Origin of the sequence: Bacillus sp. YC2 (assembly GCF_019891195.1) — a bacterium.
Classification (GTDB): Bacteria; Bacillota; Bacilli; order Bacillales; family Bacillaceae; genus Bacillus.
Genome location: NZ_JAHXDO010000001.1, coordinates 985513 through 1002004 on the forward strand (window position 1 = coordinate 985513; position 16492 = coordinate 1002004).

At 44.3% G+C, this 16492-nt stretch carries 14 protein-coding genes; 7 read left to right on the plus strand and 7 right to left on the minus strand.

Features of this window, described 5'->3' with window-relative positions; genetic code table 11:
- Positions 1-49: 49 nt before the first annotated feature.
- The 7 genes from rsmG to rpmH form a co-directional block, all read right to left on the minus strand.
- Positions 50-769: a 16S rRNA (guanine(527)-N(7))-methyltransferase RsmG gene (gene rsmG / locus KY305_RS04920; protein ID WP_214800324.1), complete on the minus strand. Its 720-nt coding sequence runs from the start codon at positions 767-769 to the stop codon at positions 50-52.
- Positions 770-782: 13 nt separating this feature from the next.
- Positions 783-2669, minus strand: a complete 1887-nt coding sequence (gene mnmG, locus KY305_RS04925; protein WP_223061582.1) for a tRNA uridine-5-carboxymethylaminomethyl(34) synthesis enzyme MnmG — start codon at positions 2667-2669, stop codon at positions 783-785.
- Between the two features lie 16 nt (positions 2670-2685).
- Positions 2686-4065, minus strand: a complete 1380-nt coding sequence (mnmE, locus tag KY305_RS04930; protein ID WP_223061583.1) for a tRNA uridine-5-carboxymethylaminomethyl(34) synthesis GTPase MnmE — start codon at positions 4063-4065, stop codon at positions 2686-2688.
- A 290-nt stretch (positions 4066-4355) separates the two neighbouring features.
- Positions 4356-4997, minus strand: a complete 642-nt coding sequence (jag, locus tag KY305_RS04935) for an RNA-binding cell elongation regulator Jag/EloR (RefSeq protein ID WP_223061584.1) — start codon at positions 4995-4997, stop codon at positions 4356-4358.
- Entirely contained in the window at positions 4994-5743 is a 750-nt protein-coding gene (gene spoIIIJ, locus KY305_RS04940; RefSeq protein WP_262417603.1) for a YidC family membrane integrase SpoIIIJ, read from the minus strand. The genes jag and spoIIIJ overlap by 4 nt, the downstream gene beginning before the upstream one ends.
- 162 nt (positions 5744-5905) lie before the next feature.
- Complete coding sequence (rnpA, locus tag KY305_RS04945; RefSeq protein ID WP_214800328.1) at positions 5906-6256, minus strand: ribonuclease P protein component; 351 nt, start codon at positions 6254-6256, stop codon at positions 5906-5908.
- A 154-nt stretch (positions 6257-6410) separates the two neighbouring features.
- The gene (gene rpmH / locus KY305_RS04950) at positions 6411-6545 is read right to left on the minus strand and encodes a 50S ribosomal protein L34 (protein WP_003178075.1); all 135 of its coding nucleotides are present in this window, start codon (positions 6543-6545) and stop codon (positions 6411-6413) included.
- Between the two features lie 623 nt (positions 6546-7168).
- On the opposite strand from rpmH, the gene dnaA reads away from it, so the two are divergent.
- The 7 genes from dnaA (at position 7169) to gyrA (ending at position 16228) form a co-directional block, all read left to right on the plus strand.
- Entirely contained in the window at positions 7169-8509 is a 1341-nt protein-coding gene (gene dnaA / locus KY305_RS04955) for a chromosomal replication initiator protein DnaA (RefSeq protein ID WP_214800329.1), read from the plus strand.
- Positions 8510-8694: 185 nt separating this feature from the next.
- Positions 8695-9831 (plus strand): DNA polymerase III subunit beta, encoded by a 1137-nt coding sequence (dnaN, locus tag KY305_RS04960; protein ID WP_223061586.1) that lies wholly within the window; start codon positions 8695-8697, stop codon positions 9829-9831.
- Positions 9832-9964: 133 nt separating this feature from the next.
- Positions 9965-10180, plus strand: coding sequence for a ribosome maturation protein RlbA (gene rlbA / locus KY305_RS04965; protein ID WP_004392910.1), 216 nt, complete (start codon positions 9965-9967; stop codon positions 10178-10180).
- 15 nt (positions 10181-10195) lie between these two features.
- Positions 10196-11308: a DNA replication/repair protein RecF gene (gene recF, locus KY305_RS04970; RefSeq protein ID WP_223061587.1), complete on the plus strand. Its 1113-nt coding sequence runs from the start codon at positions 10196-10198 to the stop codon at positions 11306-11308.
- A gap of 17 nt (positions 11309-11325) precedes the next feature.
- Positions 11326-11571 carry an extracellular matrix regulator RemB gene (gene remB, locus KY305_RS04975; protein ID WP_223061588.1) on the plus strand — a complete coding sequence of 82 codons (246 nt, stop codon included), beginning with the start codon at positions 11326-11328 and terminating at the stop codon, positions 11569-11571.
- A 55-nt stretch (positions 11572-11626) separates the two neighbouring features.
- Positions 11627-13543 carry a DNA topoisomerase (ATP-hydrolyzing) subunit B gene (gene gyrB / locus KY305_RS04980; protein WP_223061643.1) on the plus strand — a complete coding sequence of 639 codons (1917 nt, stop codon included), beginning with the start codon at positions 11627-11629 and terminating at the stop codon, positions 13541-13543.
- A 216-nt stretch (positions 13544-13759) separates the two neighbouring features.
- Positions 13760-16228, plus strand: a complete 2469-nt coding sequence (gene gyrA, locus KY305_RS04985) for a DNA gyrase subunit A (RefSeq protein ID WP_223061589.1) — start codon at positions 13760-13762, stop codon at positions 16226-16228.
- Positions 16229-16492: the final 264 nt, after the last annotated feature.

The window sequence follows — 16492 nt, forward strand, 5'->3', positions numbered from 1 at the left end:
ATCAATTTTGAAGAAAATATGATGGAATTGTCACATCAGGCTGTCTAAATTACCCTTCAATTGGCGATTTATTGGGAGTTCCCGGTTTTCTCGGATATTTTTTCGGAGTGCTTTTTGTTTTGCGGATGATGATGATGTTCCGCTCACTTTCTTCAACGGGAAGTGTGAAAGAATGGATATGTTCAAGCTCTCCGCCTAAAACTTTGATCGCCTTTTGTCCCGCTTTCAGCTCTTCGTCAGCCGCTGCCGCTTTTAACGCGGCAAATATGCCGTTTTTCTTGACCAATGGCAGACAAAGCTCACTCAGCACAGAAAGACGCGCAACTGCACGGGCTGTTACGAGATCAAAGCTTTCCCGAACTTCTTTTCGCTGTCCGAATGTCTCCGCCCTGTCATGGACAAACGTCGTATGCTCCAATTGTAAAGCATCAGATAAAGTTTCCAAAAAGGTAATCCGCTTATTTAGTGAATCGACAATGGTAACATGCAGATGCGGGAAGCAGATTTTGATGGGCAGACTGGGGAAACCGGCGCCCGCGCCCACATCACAAAGGCTTGTAATATTTTCAAAATCAATATAGAATGCCGCCGTAATCGAATCATAAAAATGCTTAAGATATACTTCCTTCTTCTCAGTAATGGAAGTCAGGTTCATTTTTTCGTTCCATTCCACGAGCATCTCATAATACAACTCGAACTGCTCCAGCTGGCGGCCAGAAAGGGAAATCCCTTTCTCCGCTAAACCGGATGTAAATTCCTCTATATTCATGCCGTCATCCTTTCTATTCAGCTACCTTGGCAATACGGCCCTGCTCTAAGTACACAAGCAGGATTGAGATGTCCGCCGGATTGACACCGGAAATACGTGAAGCCTGAGCAACTGATAAAGGACGCACTTCTTTCAGCTTTTGTCGGGCCTCTGTTGCAATTCCTTTAATCGCGTCATAATCAATCCGATCAGGAATTTTTTTGTTTTCCATTTTCTTAAGCTTTTCAACTTGCTGCAGGGATTTTTCAATATACCCTTCATATTTCACCTGGATTTCCACTTGCTCCGCCACATCTTGCGGAACCGGAAAGTCAGCCGGTGCAAGCTTTACCACCGTTTCATAGTTCATTTCAGGACGTTTCATCAAATCAGTGCCGCGCACCCCGTCTTTTAATTCGCTTCCGCCGAGAGACCGAATATACTCCTGGTTTTCAGCAGACGGCTTGATAATAACAGACCAGAGGCGTTTTTTCTCTGCCTCAATCGCCGCTTTTTTCTTTTCAAACGCTTCAAAGCGCTCGTCAGAAATTAAGCCGATGTCATGCCCGATTTCCGTCAGACGGAGATCTGCGTTGTCATGACGAAGCAGCAGTCTGTATTCAGCCCGTGAAGTCAATAGACGGTATGGTTCATTAGTGCCTTTCGTAACCAAGTCATCAATTAATACTCCGATATAAGCATCAGAACGGCTGAGAATGACTTCTTCTTTTCCAAGCGCTTTACGGCCGGCGTTAATTCCTGCCATAATTCCTTGTCCAGCCGCTTCCTCGTAACCTGATGTACCGTTGATTTGACCCGCTGTAAACAGGTTAGGGATTTTTTTCGTCTCCAGTGTAGGCCAAAGCTGCGTCGGAACAATTGCGTCGTACTCAATCGCGTAGCCGGCTCTCATCATTTGCACATTTTCCAGTCCCGGAATGGTCGCAAGCATCCGCTGCTGTACATCCTCCGGAAGGCTTGTGGATAATCCCTGTACATATACTTCCTGCGTATTTCTGCCTTCCGGCTCAAGGAAAATCTGATGGCGCGGTTTATCATTAAACCGGACGACTTTGTCTTCGATGGAAGGGCAATATCTCGGCCCCGTTCCCTTAATCATACCGGAATACATTGGCGAACGGTGCAGGTTGCTGTCGATGATCTCATGAGTCTCAGGGCTCGTATAAGTCAGCCAGCAAGGAAGCTGATCCGTAATGTACTCAACCGTTTCATAGGAGAAAGCACGCGGAACTGAATCCCCCGGCTGAATTTCCGTTTTGCTGTAATCAATCGAATCACTTGAGACACGCGGAGGCGTTCCCGTTTTAAAACGGACAAGATCGAAACCGAGCTCCTCCAAGTGCTCAGAAAGTTTAATAGACGGCTGCTGGTTATTCGGGCCGCTTGAGTAAGATAAATCACCTAAAATGATTCTTCCTCTCAGGTAGGTTCCGGTTGTCAGAACTACCGTTTTCGCCTTATATTCAGCACCGGTTTGCGTAATGACGCCGCGGCACTCTCCGTCTTCAATAATTAAGCGCTCCGCGATTCCTTGCAGCAGCGTTACATTCGGTGTTTTTTCAAGCGTATGTTTCATCTCATGCTGGTATTGGAATTTATCCGCCTGTGCACGCAGCGCACGCACAGCCGGTCCTTTTCCTGTATTCAGCATTCTCATTTGAATATGGGTTTTATCTATATTTCTAGCCATTTCTCCGCCGAGCGCGTCAATTTCGCGGACGACAATCCCTTTCGCGGGGCCGCCGACAGACGGATTACATGGCATAAACGCAACCATATCAAGATTAATCGTCAAAACAAGCGTTTTGGCTCCTTGGCGCGCCGATGCGAGGGCAGCCTCAACACCGGCATGCCCGGCGCCAATGACAATCACGTCGTATTGGCCTGCTTCATACCCCATGGTTTTTTCCTCCCTTTTATTTTCCTAAACAAAATTGTGAAAAGAGCTGATCGATTAAGCTTTCGTGGACGGCATCACCGATGATTTCGCCCAACAGTTCCCAGCATCGTGTCAAGTCAATTTGCACCATATCGATCGGTACATCCTGATCAATCCCGTTAAGCGCGTCTTCAATTGCTTGTTTCGCCTGATGCAGAATTGAAATATGACGTGTATTGCTGACATAGGTAAGATCTCCGCTTTCGATCGCTCCTGTATAAAATAACGACTGAATCGCTTCTTCTAAGTCATTAATGCCTTCTTCTTTCAGCAATGAGGTCGTGACGACGGGACGGCCGTTTGCAAGCTCTGTGACGCGTTCAGCGTCAATCTTAGCCTCAAGATCCGTCTTATTCATAATGACAATGACGTCCATTCCCTCAACCGCTTCGAATAACTTCACATCTTCTTCAGAAAGCTCTTCGCCGTAATTAAGCACGAGCAAAATCAAATCCGCTTCCTTCAGAACCTGGCGTGAACGCTCAACTCCGATTCTTTCAACGATGTCCTCCGTCTCACGAATACCCGCCGTATCGACGAGCCTGAGCGGCACGCCTCGGACATTGACGTATTCCTCAATCACATCACGTGTCGTTCCCGGAATATCGGTCACAATCGCTTTCGTTTCATGGACAAGACTGTTAAGCAAAGAGGATTTTCCCACGTTCGGACGGCCGATAATAACGGTAGACAGTCCTTCACGCAAAATTTTCCCCTGCTCAGATGTCCGAAGCAGCGCATCGATTTCTTTCTTCACGCCGCTTGCCTTCTCTATTAATAGCTGATGCGTCATTTCTTCCACGTCATCATATTCCGGATAATCTATATTTACCTCAACATGGGCGAGGGTTTCTAACAATTCATCCCGCAGACGGCGGACCAGCGCAGAAAGGCGCCCTTCCATTTGGTTCATGGCGACATTCATGGCACGGTCCGTTTTCGCTCTGATTAAATCCATCACGGCTTCCGCCTGTGAAAGGTCAATCCTCCCGTTTAAAAATGCGCGCTTCGTAAACTCACCGGGTTCCGCCAATCTCGCCCCTTCTCTTAATGCAAGCTGAAGCACTTGATTCACGGTTACGATTCCTCCGTGACAATTGATTTCAATCACGTCTTCCCGCGTGAATGTTCTCGGCGCTCTTAAAACAGACACCATCACTTCCTCAATGATCCGTCCCGTCCGGCTGTCTGCAATATGGCCGTAATGAATGGTATGGGATTCCGCCGAACTGAGCGTTTTCCCTTTCGGCCCCTTGTACATTCTGTCGGCGATTTGTACGGCTTCAGGCCCGCTCAGCCGAACGATCGCAATCGCGCCTTCCCCCATCGGAGTAGAAATCGCTGCAATTGTATCCATGCTGTTCACCTCTCTTTATCTCTGTTTCCATCTATATAAAAAAATTTTATTTATGCCAAAATTAAAAGATAACATAGTTTGGTTTGAAGTGGAAGATACGTTATCCACAGAAGCAGAAATTCATCCCTTATTACTTTAACTTATCCACATGTGAATAACAATTAATTTTATTTCCTAAAACTTTTTTTATCAACAGCATACACCGAAAAAACAAAAACTAAAACGCAAAAAGTGTGATTCTATAAAGGAAAACGCCCATTTTTTCGAATAAAAAAACCGAAGTTCCGATTTTACCCGGACTTCGGTTTTTTGCTATCTTTATGGGAAATAACGAGATGGCGATACTGGCCTTCACCAGTAGAAAAGGTTTTGATTTTTGGATGCTTCGAAAGGGCGTCATGGATGATCTTTCTTTCACCTGACGGCATCGGTTCTAAATGAACGTCCTTTTTCGTCTTTAACACCTGATTGGCCAGCCGGTTAGCCAGCTGATCCAAAATTTCTTTTCTTTTTTGGCGATAATTCTCTGCATCAACCACGGCTTGGCGATATTGGCCGGAGCCGCGGTTTAACACGAGCTGCGTCAGCGTTTCAAGGGCATTTAAAGTCTGGCCTCTTTTCCCTATCAGCAATGCCGCTTTTTCACCTTTAATGTAAAAGTGAACCGTTTTTTTGCTTTCTTCGACGGCGACCTCAGACGGACCGGCAATCGTTTTGATAATTCCTTCCAGATACGCTTTTGCTTCCTGAACGGGGAATTTTTTCTCAACCAGTTCTACGATCGCCTTCTTTTTGCCGAAAATACCCAAAAACCCTTTATATCCTTCTTGCACCACTGTCATTTCTACTTGATCTCTTGTTAATTGAAGTTCTTGAAGGCCTGATTGCACTGCTTCTTCGACATGTCGTCCTGCAGCAGTTACCTTCCTCACTTTTTCTTTCCTCCCGCTTTTTGCGCTTCCGGCTCTTTTTTGATGTCCGGCCCTTTAATAAGGAATGTCTGGGCAATCATAAACAGGTTGCCGACTACCCAATAAAGAGAAAGTGCACTAGGGAAGTTAATCGCAAATACGATAATCATGATCGGCATAATCCAAACCATCATCGCCATTTGTGGGTTTTGGGCAGGATTTCCGGCCATCATCAGCTTCTGCTGAACAAATGTGGCCACACCGGCAACGATAGGAAGAATATAATAAGGATCTTTCTCTCCTAAATCAAACCACAAAAAGCTATGCTGTGAAATGGCTTGCGTCCGCATAATCGCGTGGTAAAATCCGATCAAAATCGGCATTTGGATCAGAATCGGAAAACAGCCTGCCAGCGGGTTAACCCCATGCTTTGAAAACAGGGCCATCGTTTCCTGCTGAAGCTTTTGCTGCGTTTTTTGATCTTTTGAGCTGTATTTTTCTCTAAGCTTCTGCATCTCAGGCTGAAGCGCCTGCATCGCTTTAGAGCTTCGGAGCTGCTTGATCATCAGCGGCAAAATCAATAGGCGGATTAAAATAGTGACAATAATAATCGATAATCCGTAGTTGTCTCCCGTCAGTTTCGCTACATACGTAATGACTTCCGACAGTGGGTACACAATATACTTGTCCCAGAAATGCGGGCTGTTTGCCGTAATCGGTTCTTTCACACTCGAGCAGCCAGCCAGCAGCACGAGCATACCGACCATACTCAGTAGTAACCATATTCTCCTTTTCAAGAACGTTTCCTCCTATACCAATCTTTATAAACACTTGTATGTATTTTAGCATCTTTCAGTTTTAAAATGGCGGTCATTTTTCGCCAATCAAAAGGAAGCGCTTTTAAAATCGTGAAGAAAACAAAACATGAGCTATTTCGACGAAGATTTCTTATATAAAGAGGTTTTTCTAAATAAGTGCTGCAGGCTTTTTTTCGTTTCCTCAAAACTGAGTTCGCTGGCGGGTTTTCTTGCAATAATAATAAAATCTTTCGGCTTCAGCAGCTCTCTTTCCTCCTGAATCGCCTGCCGGATTAAACGCTTTACCCGATTGCGCACCACGGCATTGCCGATTTTTTTACTGACAGAAAGTCCTGCCCGAAGCTCTTTTTGCTGCGGCTGATCAAGCGTATACAGCACGAACTGGCGGTTTGCCATAGACGTCCCGCGTTTAAACACTTTTTGAAAATCTTCATTTTTCTTTAACCGATTTCGCTTCTTCACTCTGATTCACTCCGATATTTACTCGCAGAAACTTTTATTTCTATCTAAAAAAAACGGGCCGCCGGAATACTGAAGCAATTTCTCCAGTACCGGGCGACGCATGACATATCTTTTCTCTTAATGTGAAAAAAGACCACTGACATTATTCAGTGGCCTAAGCTGATAATACTTTTCTGCCTTTGCGGCGACGGCGTGCTAATACTAGACGACCGTTTTTTGAACTCATACGGCTTCTGAAGCCATGAACTTTACTGCGTTTACGGTTATTCGGTTGGAATGTTCTTTTCATTTATGACACCTCCCTCGAGGAATAGCTGTTAAAGACAGTCTTACTTATTATATTTGTGTTGCCTATTCATTGTCAACTTCAGCAGTGCTTTTATTTCTTACAACCATAATAGGATAACATACCTTCACCAGTTTAGAAACCTTATTTTTCATATTCCTTTTTTTAACGCAAAAAAAAACCGCTCAGCCCCATGAAAAAGCAGGATGTGGATATCTTTTTAAGCATTTTTTAATATCCACAATCGTTATCGACAACATTTTCACACTGCTAACTCCTGTGGACAACGATTTTTCAACAAGTTGTCAGGTTTGTGGATAAGATCATGAGAACCATTGCAAGTCCTCGCTTAATTTGATATTATATTTGTGTTTTAACTCTTAATTACTTATCCTGTCTATTCTCTTTATCCACAAAGTGTGGATAAGTTGTGGATTGTTTTCACACAGCTTGTGTAGAATGTTGTCCACAAGTTGTGGAATTTGTCGAAAAGCTATTTTTCTACTATACTATATGTTTTCAACATTTTATGTGTACAAATGGTCAGAGCCATACGCTCTTTTTTTGTGTTCTATAACAGACAAAGAGACGCTGATTTTTAAAGAAAAGGAGGGCTGTGCCGGATAATGGAGAATATATTGGATCTTTGGAATCAAGCTTTAGCTCAAATAGAGAAAAAGTTAAGCAAACCGAGCTTCGAAACTTGGATGAAATCAACAAAAGCCCATTCACTGCACGGGGATACCTTAACGATCACCGCTCCTAATGAATTTGCCAGAGACTGGCTGGAGTCCAGATACTTACATCTCATTGCAGATACTATATATGAATTAACCGGGGAAGAACTGAGTATTAAGTTTGTCATCCCTCAAAATCAGGATGCGGAAGACTTTATGCCGAAACCTCAAGTGAAAAAGGCGGCAAAAGAGGAACCGTCTGATTTTCCCCAAAGCATGCTCAACCCGAAATATACATTCGACACGTTTGTCATCGGATCGGGAAACCGATTCGCCCATGCGGCGTCACTGGCTGTAGCGGAAGCACCCGCAAAAGCGTACAACCCGTTGTTTATATACGGGGGAGTCGGCTTAGGAAAAACCCACTTAATGCACGCAATCGGCCATTATGTCATAGATCATAATCCTTCAGCCAAAGTGGTGTACCTGTCTTCCGAAAAATTCACAAATGAATTCATCAACTCGATCCGCGACAATAAAGCCGTTGATTTCCGCAACCGCTATCGCAATGTTGATGTACTTTTGATAGATGATATTCAATTTTTAGCCGGAAAAGAACAAACACAGGAAGAGTTTTTCCATACCTTCAACACGCTTCATGAAGAAAGCAAACAAATCGTTATCTCCAGTGACAGGCCGCCAAAAGAGATTCCGACTCTTGAAGACCGGCTGCGTTCGCGTTTCGAATGGGGGCTGATTACAGATATCACGCCGCCTGATCTGGAAACAAGGATTGCCATCCTGAGAAAAAAAGCGAAAGCGGAAGGCCTGGATATTCCGAACGAGGTCATGCTTTACATCGCGAATCAGATTGACAGCAATATCAGGGAGCTGGAAGGGGCATTAATACGGGTTGTGGCCTATTCATCCTTAATTAATAAAGACATTAATGCCGACCTGGCTGCAGAAGCGTTAAAAGATATCATTCCGTCTTCAAAGCCGAAGGTCATTACCATAAAAGAAATTCAGCGGATTGTAGGCCAGCAGTTCAACATTAAGCTTGAGGATTTCAAAGCGAAAAAACGGACAAAATCCGTTGCGTATCCAAGACAAATCGCCATGTATCTGTCCAGAGAAATGACGGACTCCTCTTTGCCTAAAATCGGTGAAGAATTTGGCGGAAGAGACCATACAACCGTCATTCACGCTCATGAAAAGATTTCAAAACTGCTGATTGATGACGAACAGCTTCAGCAGCATGTGAAAGAAATAAAAGAACAGCTTAAATAATAGAGCCCTCGGATGAACCCGGGAAAGTGTGAATAACTTTTCAATAGTCATGCACAGTCTGTCCACATGTGGATAGGCTGTGTTTCCTGTCTTTTTCATAACTTATCCACAAATCCACAGGCCCTACTATTACTACTGCTATTTTTAAAATATATTTATATTAATTATCCGTTAGGAGGATAAAAATGAAATTCACGATTCAAAAAGATCGTTTAGTTGAAAGTGTCCAAGACGTTCTAAAAGCCGTTTCATCCAGAACAACAATCCCTATTCTGACCGGTATCAAAATCGTAGCTTCGGATGAAGGAGTTTCTTTTACAGGAAGCGACTCTGACATTTCGATTGAGTCCTTCATCCCAAAAGAAGAAGAAGATAAAGAAATCGTCACGATTGATCAGCCGGGAAGCATTGTGCTGCAAGCGCGCTTCTTCAGTGAAATCGTTAAAAAGCTGCCGATGGCAACTGTAGAAATTGAAGTCCAAAATCAATATTTAACGATTATCCGCTCCGGAAAAGCCGAATTTAACCTGAACGGTCTTGATGCAGATGAATATCCTCATCTTCCGCAGATTGAAGAACATCATGCCATTCAAATTCCGACGGATCTTTTGAAAAATTTAATTCGCCAAACCGTGTTCGCTGTGTCCACCTCAGAAACACGCCCTATCTTGACAGGTGTAAACTGGAAAGTAGAGAACGGTGAATTATTATGCACTGCGACGGATAGCCACCGCCTCGCTTTAAGAAAAGCGAAGCTCGATATTTCAGAAGACAGCTCATATAACGTTGTAATTCCGGGAAAAAGCTTAACTGAACTGAGCAAAATCCTCGATGACAATCAAGAGCTGGTCGATATCGTCATTACAGAAACGCAAGTTCTGTTCAAAGCGAAAAACGTATTGTTCTTCTCTCGATTGCTTGACGGAAACTATCCTGACACGACCAGCCTGATTCCGCAGGAAAGCAAAACAGAAATCGTCGTGAACACAAAAGAATTTTTACAGGCGATAGACCGCGCTTCTTTATTGGCAAGAGAAGGCCGGAACAACGTCGTAAAACTTTCTGCTAAACCGACGGAATCGCTTGAGATTTCATCCAACTCTCCTGAAATCGGGAAAGTGGTCGAAGCTGTCCTTGCCGACCAGATTGATGGTGAGGAATTAAATATTTCATTTAGTCCAAAATATATGATGGACGCATTGAAAGTACTTGAAGGATCGGACATTCGTATCAGCTTCACGGGAGCGATGAGACCGTTTCTTATCCGTACGCCGAATGATGAAACCATCGTTCAGCTCATCCTTCCGGTCAGAACGTATTAATTAAAAGAATTTGCTGCCGGCTGGGTTCGGCAGCTTTTCTATTCATCAGACGATCCCTCAAGTTTTCCCTTTCCTTATTTCAGGATTTTTTAGTACAATTAGATATTAGTGATATTTGAAAGAGGTCGATATTATGGCAAATCCGATTTCGATTGATACAGAAATGATTACGCTTGGCCAGTTTTTAAAATTAGCCGATGTGATTCAGTCCGGCGGTATGGCGAAGTGGTTTCTGAGCGAGCATGAGGTGACTGTCAACAATGAACCGGACAATCGCCGCGGCAGAAAGCTTTATGTTGGAGACGTGGTCGCGATTGAAGGATTTGGTTCATTTCAAGTCGTCAATTAAAGCGGGTGACAGCGGTTGTATATCCAAAATTTAGAATTAACATCCTACCGTAATTATGAGCACGCTGAGCTTCAATTTGAAAACAAGGTGAATGTGATCATCGGAGAGAATGCCCAAGGAAAAACAAATCTGATGGAAGCAATCTATGTTTTGTCGATGGCAAAATCGCATCGCACCTCAAATGACAAAGAACTTATACGGTGGGACGAAGACTATGCTAAAATAGAAGGAAGAGTGATGAAGCGAAACGGGGACATCCCAATGCAGCTTGTCATTTCCAAAAAAGGTAAAAAGGGCAAGGTCAATCATATAGAGCAGCAAAAACTCAGTCAATACGTCGGCGCGCTGAACACCATTATGTTTGCCCCCGAGGACTTAAACCTTGTAAAGGGCAGCCCTCAGGTGAGACGGAGATTTCTTGATATGGAAATCGGGCAGGTATCTGCCGTTTATCTGTATGATTTGTCTCTTTATCAAAAAATCCTTTCGCAGCGGAACCATTTTTTAAAGCAGCTGCAAAGCAGGAAACAGACTGACAGAACCATGCTTGATGTTCTGACCGACCAGCTGATTGAGGCCGCCGCAAAGGTTGTCGTCAAACGCCTGAAATTCACGGCGCAGCTTGAAAAATGGGCGCAGCCGATCCATTCCGGCATTTCACGAGGGCTTGAAGAGCTGACGCTGAAGTACCACACGGCGCTTGAGGTATCAGATCCCGAAGATTTGTCGAAAATAGGTAATAGCTACCAGGAGTCTTTTTCAAAATTAAAAGAAAAAGAAATAGAACGTGGTGTCACGCTGTTCGGACCGCATCGGGATGATGTCCTTTTTTATGTTAACGGACGCGATGTGCAGACTTATGGTTCGCAGGGCCAGCAGCGGACGACGGCTTTGTCTCTCAAGCTTGCCGAAATTGATTTGATTCATGAAGAAATCGGAGAATATCCCATTTTACTTTTGGATGACGTACTAAGCGAGCTGGATGATTACCGCCAGTCCCATTTGCTTCATACAATCCAAGGCCGTGTGCAAACATTTGTCACCACGACGAGTGTGGATGGCATTGACCACGAAACCTTACATCAAGCAGGAATGTTCCGTGTGGAAAACGGTGCGTTAGTGAAGTGAAGAAATGAGGTGAGCGATTGTATATTCATTTAGGTGACGACTTTGTCGTTTCAACACGTGATATTGTCGGGATTTTTGACTGCAAAGTAAATGTATCGCCGATTGTTGAAGAATTTCTGAACAGACAGAAACAAAAAGTGGTGCCGTCCGTAAACGGCACGCCAAAGTCTATCGTAGTCACGACTGAGAATATATATTACTCTCCCTTATCTTCCGGCACATTAAAGAAACGTGCGCAATTTATGTTAGAAATAGATTCTTAGCGGATCTTTAAAATGAATATATCGTTTAGAAAAGTGTAGGTGAATGTGCATGGCTATGGAACAGCAGCAAAATAGTTATGATGAAAATCAGATACAGGTATTAGAAGGATTGGAAGCTGTTCGTAAGAGACCGGGGATGTACATCGGATCAACTAACAGCAAAGGCCTTCACCATTTGGTGTGGGAAATCGTCGATAACAGTATTGACGAAGCCCTGGCCGGTTACTGTACAGATATCAACATCGAGATTGAAAAGGATAACAGCATTACCGTAAAGGATAACGGGCGCGGAATTCCGGTCGGTATTCAAGAGAAGATGGGCCGTCCCGCGGTTGAAGTCATTATGACCGTTCTCCATGCCGGCGGAAAATTCGACGGAAGCGGATATAAAGTATCCGGCGGTCTTCACGGTGTAGGGGCCTCTGTCGTAAATGCCCTGTCGACCACTTTGGACGTCACGGTTCATCGCGACGGAAAAATCCATTATCAAGTGTACGAACGCGGTGTACCGGTGGCTGATCTTGAAGAGATCGGCGATACAGACAAGACCGGAACGATTACACATTTCGTTCCCGATCCGGAAATCTTTAAAGAAACAATAGAGTATGACTATGATCTGCTTTCTAATCGTGTTCGTGAATTAGCCTTTCTGACAAAAGGCGTAAACATCACGATAGAAGATAAACGTGAAGGACAAGAGCGCAAAAACGAGTACCATTACGAAGGCGGTATTAAAAGCTACGTTGAATACTTGAACCGTTCAAAAGAAGTCATTCATGAAGAGCCGATCTATATTGAAGGCGAAAAAGACGGAATTACGGTTGAAGTCGCATTACAATACAACGACAGCTACACAAGCAACATTTATTCTTTCGCAAACAATATCAACACATACGAAGGCGGAACACACGAAGCCGGCTTTAAAACCGGTTTAACCCGTGTGATTAACGACTATGCAAGAAGAAAAGGGATTTTCAAAGAAAGCGATCCGAATTTAAGCGGGGATGATGTGAGAGAAGGGTTAACAGCCATTATTTCGATCAAGCACCCTGATCCTCAGTTCGAAGGCCAAACGAAAACGAAGCTCGGCAACTCGGAAGCGAGAACGATTACTGATACGCTGTTTTCTTCAGCGCTGGAAACGTTCCTTCTGGAAAATCCGGACTCAGCCCGCAAAATCGTTGAAAAAGGTTTAATGGCTGCGAGAGCGCGGATGGCTGCGAAAAAAGCCCGCGAATTAACGCGCCGGAAAAGCGCCCTTGAGATTTCTAATCTGCCGGGTAAGCTTGCAGACTGTTCCTCAAAAGATCCGAGTATCTCAGAGCTGTATATCGTAGAGGGTGACTCTGCGGGAGGATCAGCGAAACAGGGGCGTGACCGTCATTTCCAAGCCATTTTGCCGCTTCGGGGTAAGATTCTGAACGTTGAAAAGGCCAGACTTGATAAGATTCTCTCCAATAATGAGGTCAGATCCATGATTACGGCGCTCGGTACAGGAATTGGAGAAGACTTTAATCTCGAAAAAGCGCGTTATCATAAAGTTGTCATCATGACGGATGCCGATGTAGACGGCGCGCATATCAGAACGCTTTTATTGACGTTCTTTTACAGATACATGCGTGAAATTATCGAAAACGGCTATGTATACATTGCTCAGCCGCCGCTTTATAAAGTGCAGCAGGGAAAACGGGTGGAATACGCTTATAACGATAAGCAGCTTGACGAACTGTTGAAGGAGCTTCCTCAATCACCTAAGCCAGGCCTGCAGCGTTATAAAGGTCTTGGAGAAATGAACGCCACTCAGCTTTGGGAAACGACAATGGACCCGTCGACAAGAACGCTTTTACAAGTCAATCTTGAAGATGCGATGGACGCCGACGAAACGTTTGAAATGCTGATGGGTGACAAAGTAGAACCGCGCAGAAACTTCATAGAAGCAAATGCCAGATACGTGAAAAACCTTGATATTTAACTATGAAAGCCTTATTTTCGTTAAGAAATAAGGCTTTTTTCTCAAAGTGGCTCCGAACAGTCTGAGAAAACCCGCAAAACCCGTACATTCTAGTAAATTAATGTGTATAAACACAAGTTTATTGATATAATGGAGAATAGTGAAATCGTATTGAAGATCATAATGGACAATCTACTCCCACATTATTTCATGTGATACTTCAGGGAGGTTTTTTTAATGAGTGAACAAAACACACCACAAGTACGTGAAGTCAATATCAGCCAGGAAATGCGGACATCCTTCCTGGACTATGCAATGAGCGTTATCGTCTCCCGGGCGCTTCCGGATGTGCGTGACGGCCTGAAGCCGGTCCACAGACGGATTTTATACGCGATGAATGATTTAGGCATGACCAGTGACAAGCCGTATAAAAAATCCGCCCGTATCGTCGGTGAAGTTATCGGTAAATATCACCCGCACGGCGACTCAGCGGTTTACGAGTCAATGGTCAGAATGGCGCAGGATTTTAACTATCGCTACATGCTTGTCGACGGACACGGCAACTTCGGTTCGGTAGACGGCGATTCAGCGGCTGCGATGCGTTATACAGAAGCGAGAATGTCAAAAATCGCAATGGAAATCCTCCGGGACATTACGAAAGACACGATTGATTATCAAGATAACTATGACGGCGCAGAAAGAGAGCCTGTCGTCATGCCTTCGAGATTTCCGAATCTGCTCGTAAACGGGGCTGCCGGCATCGCGGTCGGAATGGCGACAAACATTCCGCCTCACCAGCTGGGCGAAGTCATTGACGGAGTGCTTGCCGTAAGCGAAAACCCTGATATTACAAACCAGGAGCTGATGGAATTCATCCCTGGGCCTGATTTCCCGACAGCCGGCCAGATCTTGGGCCGGAGCGGAATCCGCAAGGCATATGAATCGGGACGGGGATCTATCACCATCCGGGCAAAGGCTGAAATTGAACAGACCTCTTCTGGCAAAGAAAGAATCATCGTCACGGAACTTCCTTATCAGGTAAATAAAGCAAGATTAATCGAAAAAATCGCAGATCTTGTCCGAGATAAAAAAATCGAAGGAATCACAGATCTGCGTGACGAATCCGACCGTAACGGGATGAGAATCGTCATCGAAATCCGCCGTGATGCGAATGCGCACGTCATCTTAAATAACCTGTATAAGCAAACGGCCCTGCAAACATCTTTCGGGATCAATCTGCTGGCGCTTGTTGACGGGCAGCCGAAAGTACTGAGCCTGAAACAATGCCTTGAGCATTACCTTGATCACCAGAAAGTTGTCATCAGACGCAGAACAGCTTACGAACTTCGTAAAGCGGAAGCGAGAGCCCACATATTAGAAGGTTTAAGAATCGCTCTCGATCATTTAGACGCAGTGATTTCTCTTATCCGTAGTTCTCAAACGGCAGAGATTGCAAGAACCGGTTTAATCGAACAGTTTTCACTGACTGAAAAACAAGCGCAAGCCATCTTGGATATGCGTCTGCAGAGATTAACCGGTTTGGAGCGTGAAAAGATTGAGGAAGAATATCAATCACTCGTTTCATTAATTGCCGAGCTTAAAGACATTTTAGCCAATGAAGAAAAAGTGCTCGAAATCATACGCGAAGAGCTCACTGAAATTAAAGAACGGTTCAATGATGAGAGACGCACGGAAATCGTTACGTCCGGTCTTGAAACGATTGAAGACGAGGATCTCATCGAAAGAGAAAACGTCGTCATCACGCTCACTCATAACGGTTACGTTAAACGCCTCCCAGCCTCAACATACCGCAGCCAAAAACGCGGAGGAAAAGGCGTGCAGGGAATGGGCACGAACGAAGACGACTTTGTGGAACACTTAATTTCCACTTCAACACATGACACGATCCTTTTCTTTTCTAATAAAGGAAAAGTATATCGTTCAAAAGGTTATGAGATCCCTGAATTCGGACGGACGGCAAAAGGCATCCCTATTATCAATCTGTTAGAGGTTGAGAAAGGCGAATGGATTAACGCCATCATTCCAGTCAGCACGTTTGATGAGGATCTGTACCTGTTCTTTACGACAAAGCACGGCGTATCGAAACGTACGGCTCTGTCTCAGTTTGCTAATATACGGAATAACGGCCTGATCGCTCTGGGCCTCCGTGAAGACGACGAACTGATGGCTGTCCGCCTGACTGACGGCTCTAAACAAATCATTATAGGTACTAAGAACGGTTTGCTGATCAGATTCCATGAAGAAGATGTAAGACAAATGGGACGGACTGCTGCAGGCGTAAAAGGCATTACCTTGACTGATGATGACGTAGTTGTAGGGATGGAGATCCTTGAAGAAGACTCTCATGTCCTCATTGTGACAGAAAACGGTTATGGCAAACGTACGCCGGCTGCTGACTACAGAGTCCAAAGCCGCGGCGGAAAGGGCCTTAAAACGTGCAAAATCACTGATAGCAACGGCCCGTTAGTAACCGTTAAAGCTACAAGAGGCGAAGAAGACTTAATGATTATCACTGCAAGCGGCGTGTTGATCAGAATGGATATAAATGATATCTCTGTCACAGGACGTGTCACGCAAGGTGTCCGCCTTATCCGCATGTCCGATGAAGAACACGTAGCCACTGTGGCGCTTGTTGAAAAGAATGAAGAAACACCGGAAGAATCAGAAGAAACAGAAGAAGTGTAATAAAAAAGTGCAGCTGTTACAGGCTGCACTTTTTTGAATATAAGGAAATTGAAAAAAACTTTGACACAAGGCATGGATGCTGGTATAATTCTTTTTGTTGTCTTTTAAAAAAGACAGCATGCTAAAAAATACTTTTTTAAAAAAAGTGTTGACCTAGTGAACTATAAATGGTATGATTAAGTGGTCGCTTCAAGAGCGGCAGACAAAGTTCTTTGAAAACTAAACAAGACAAAACGTACCTGTTAATTCAAAGTTTTAAATAAA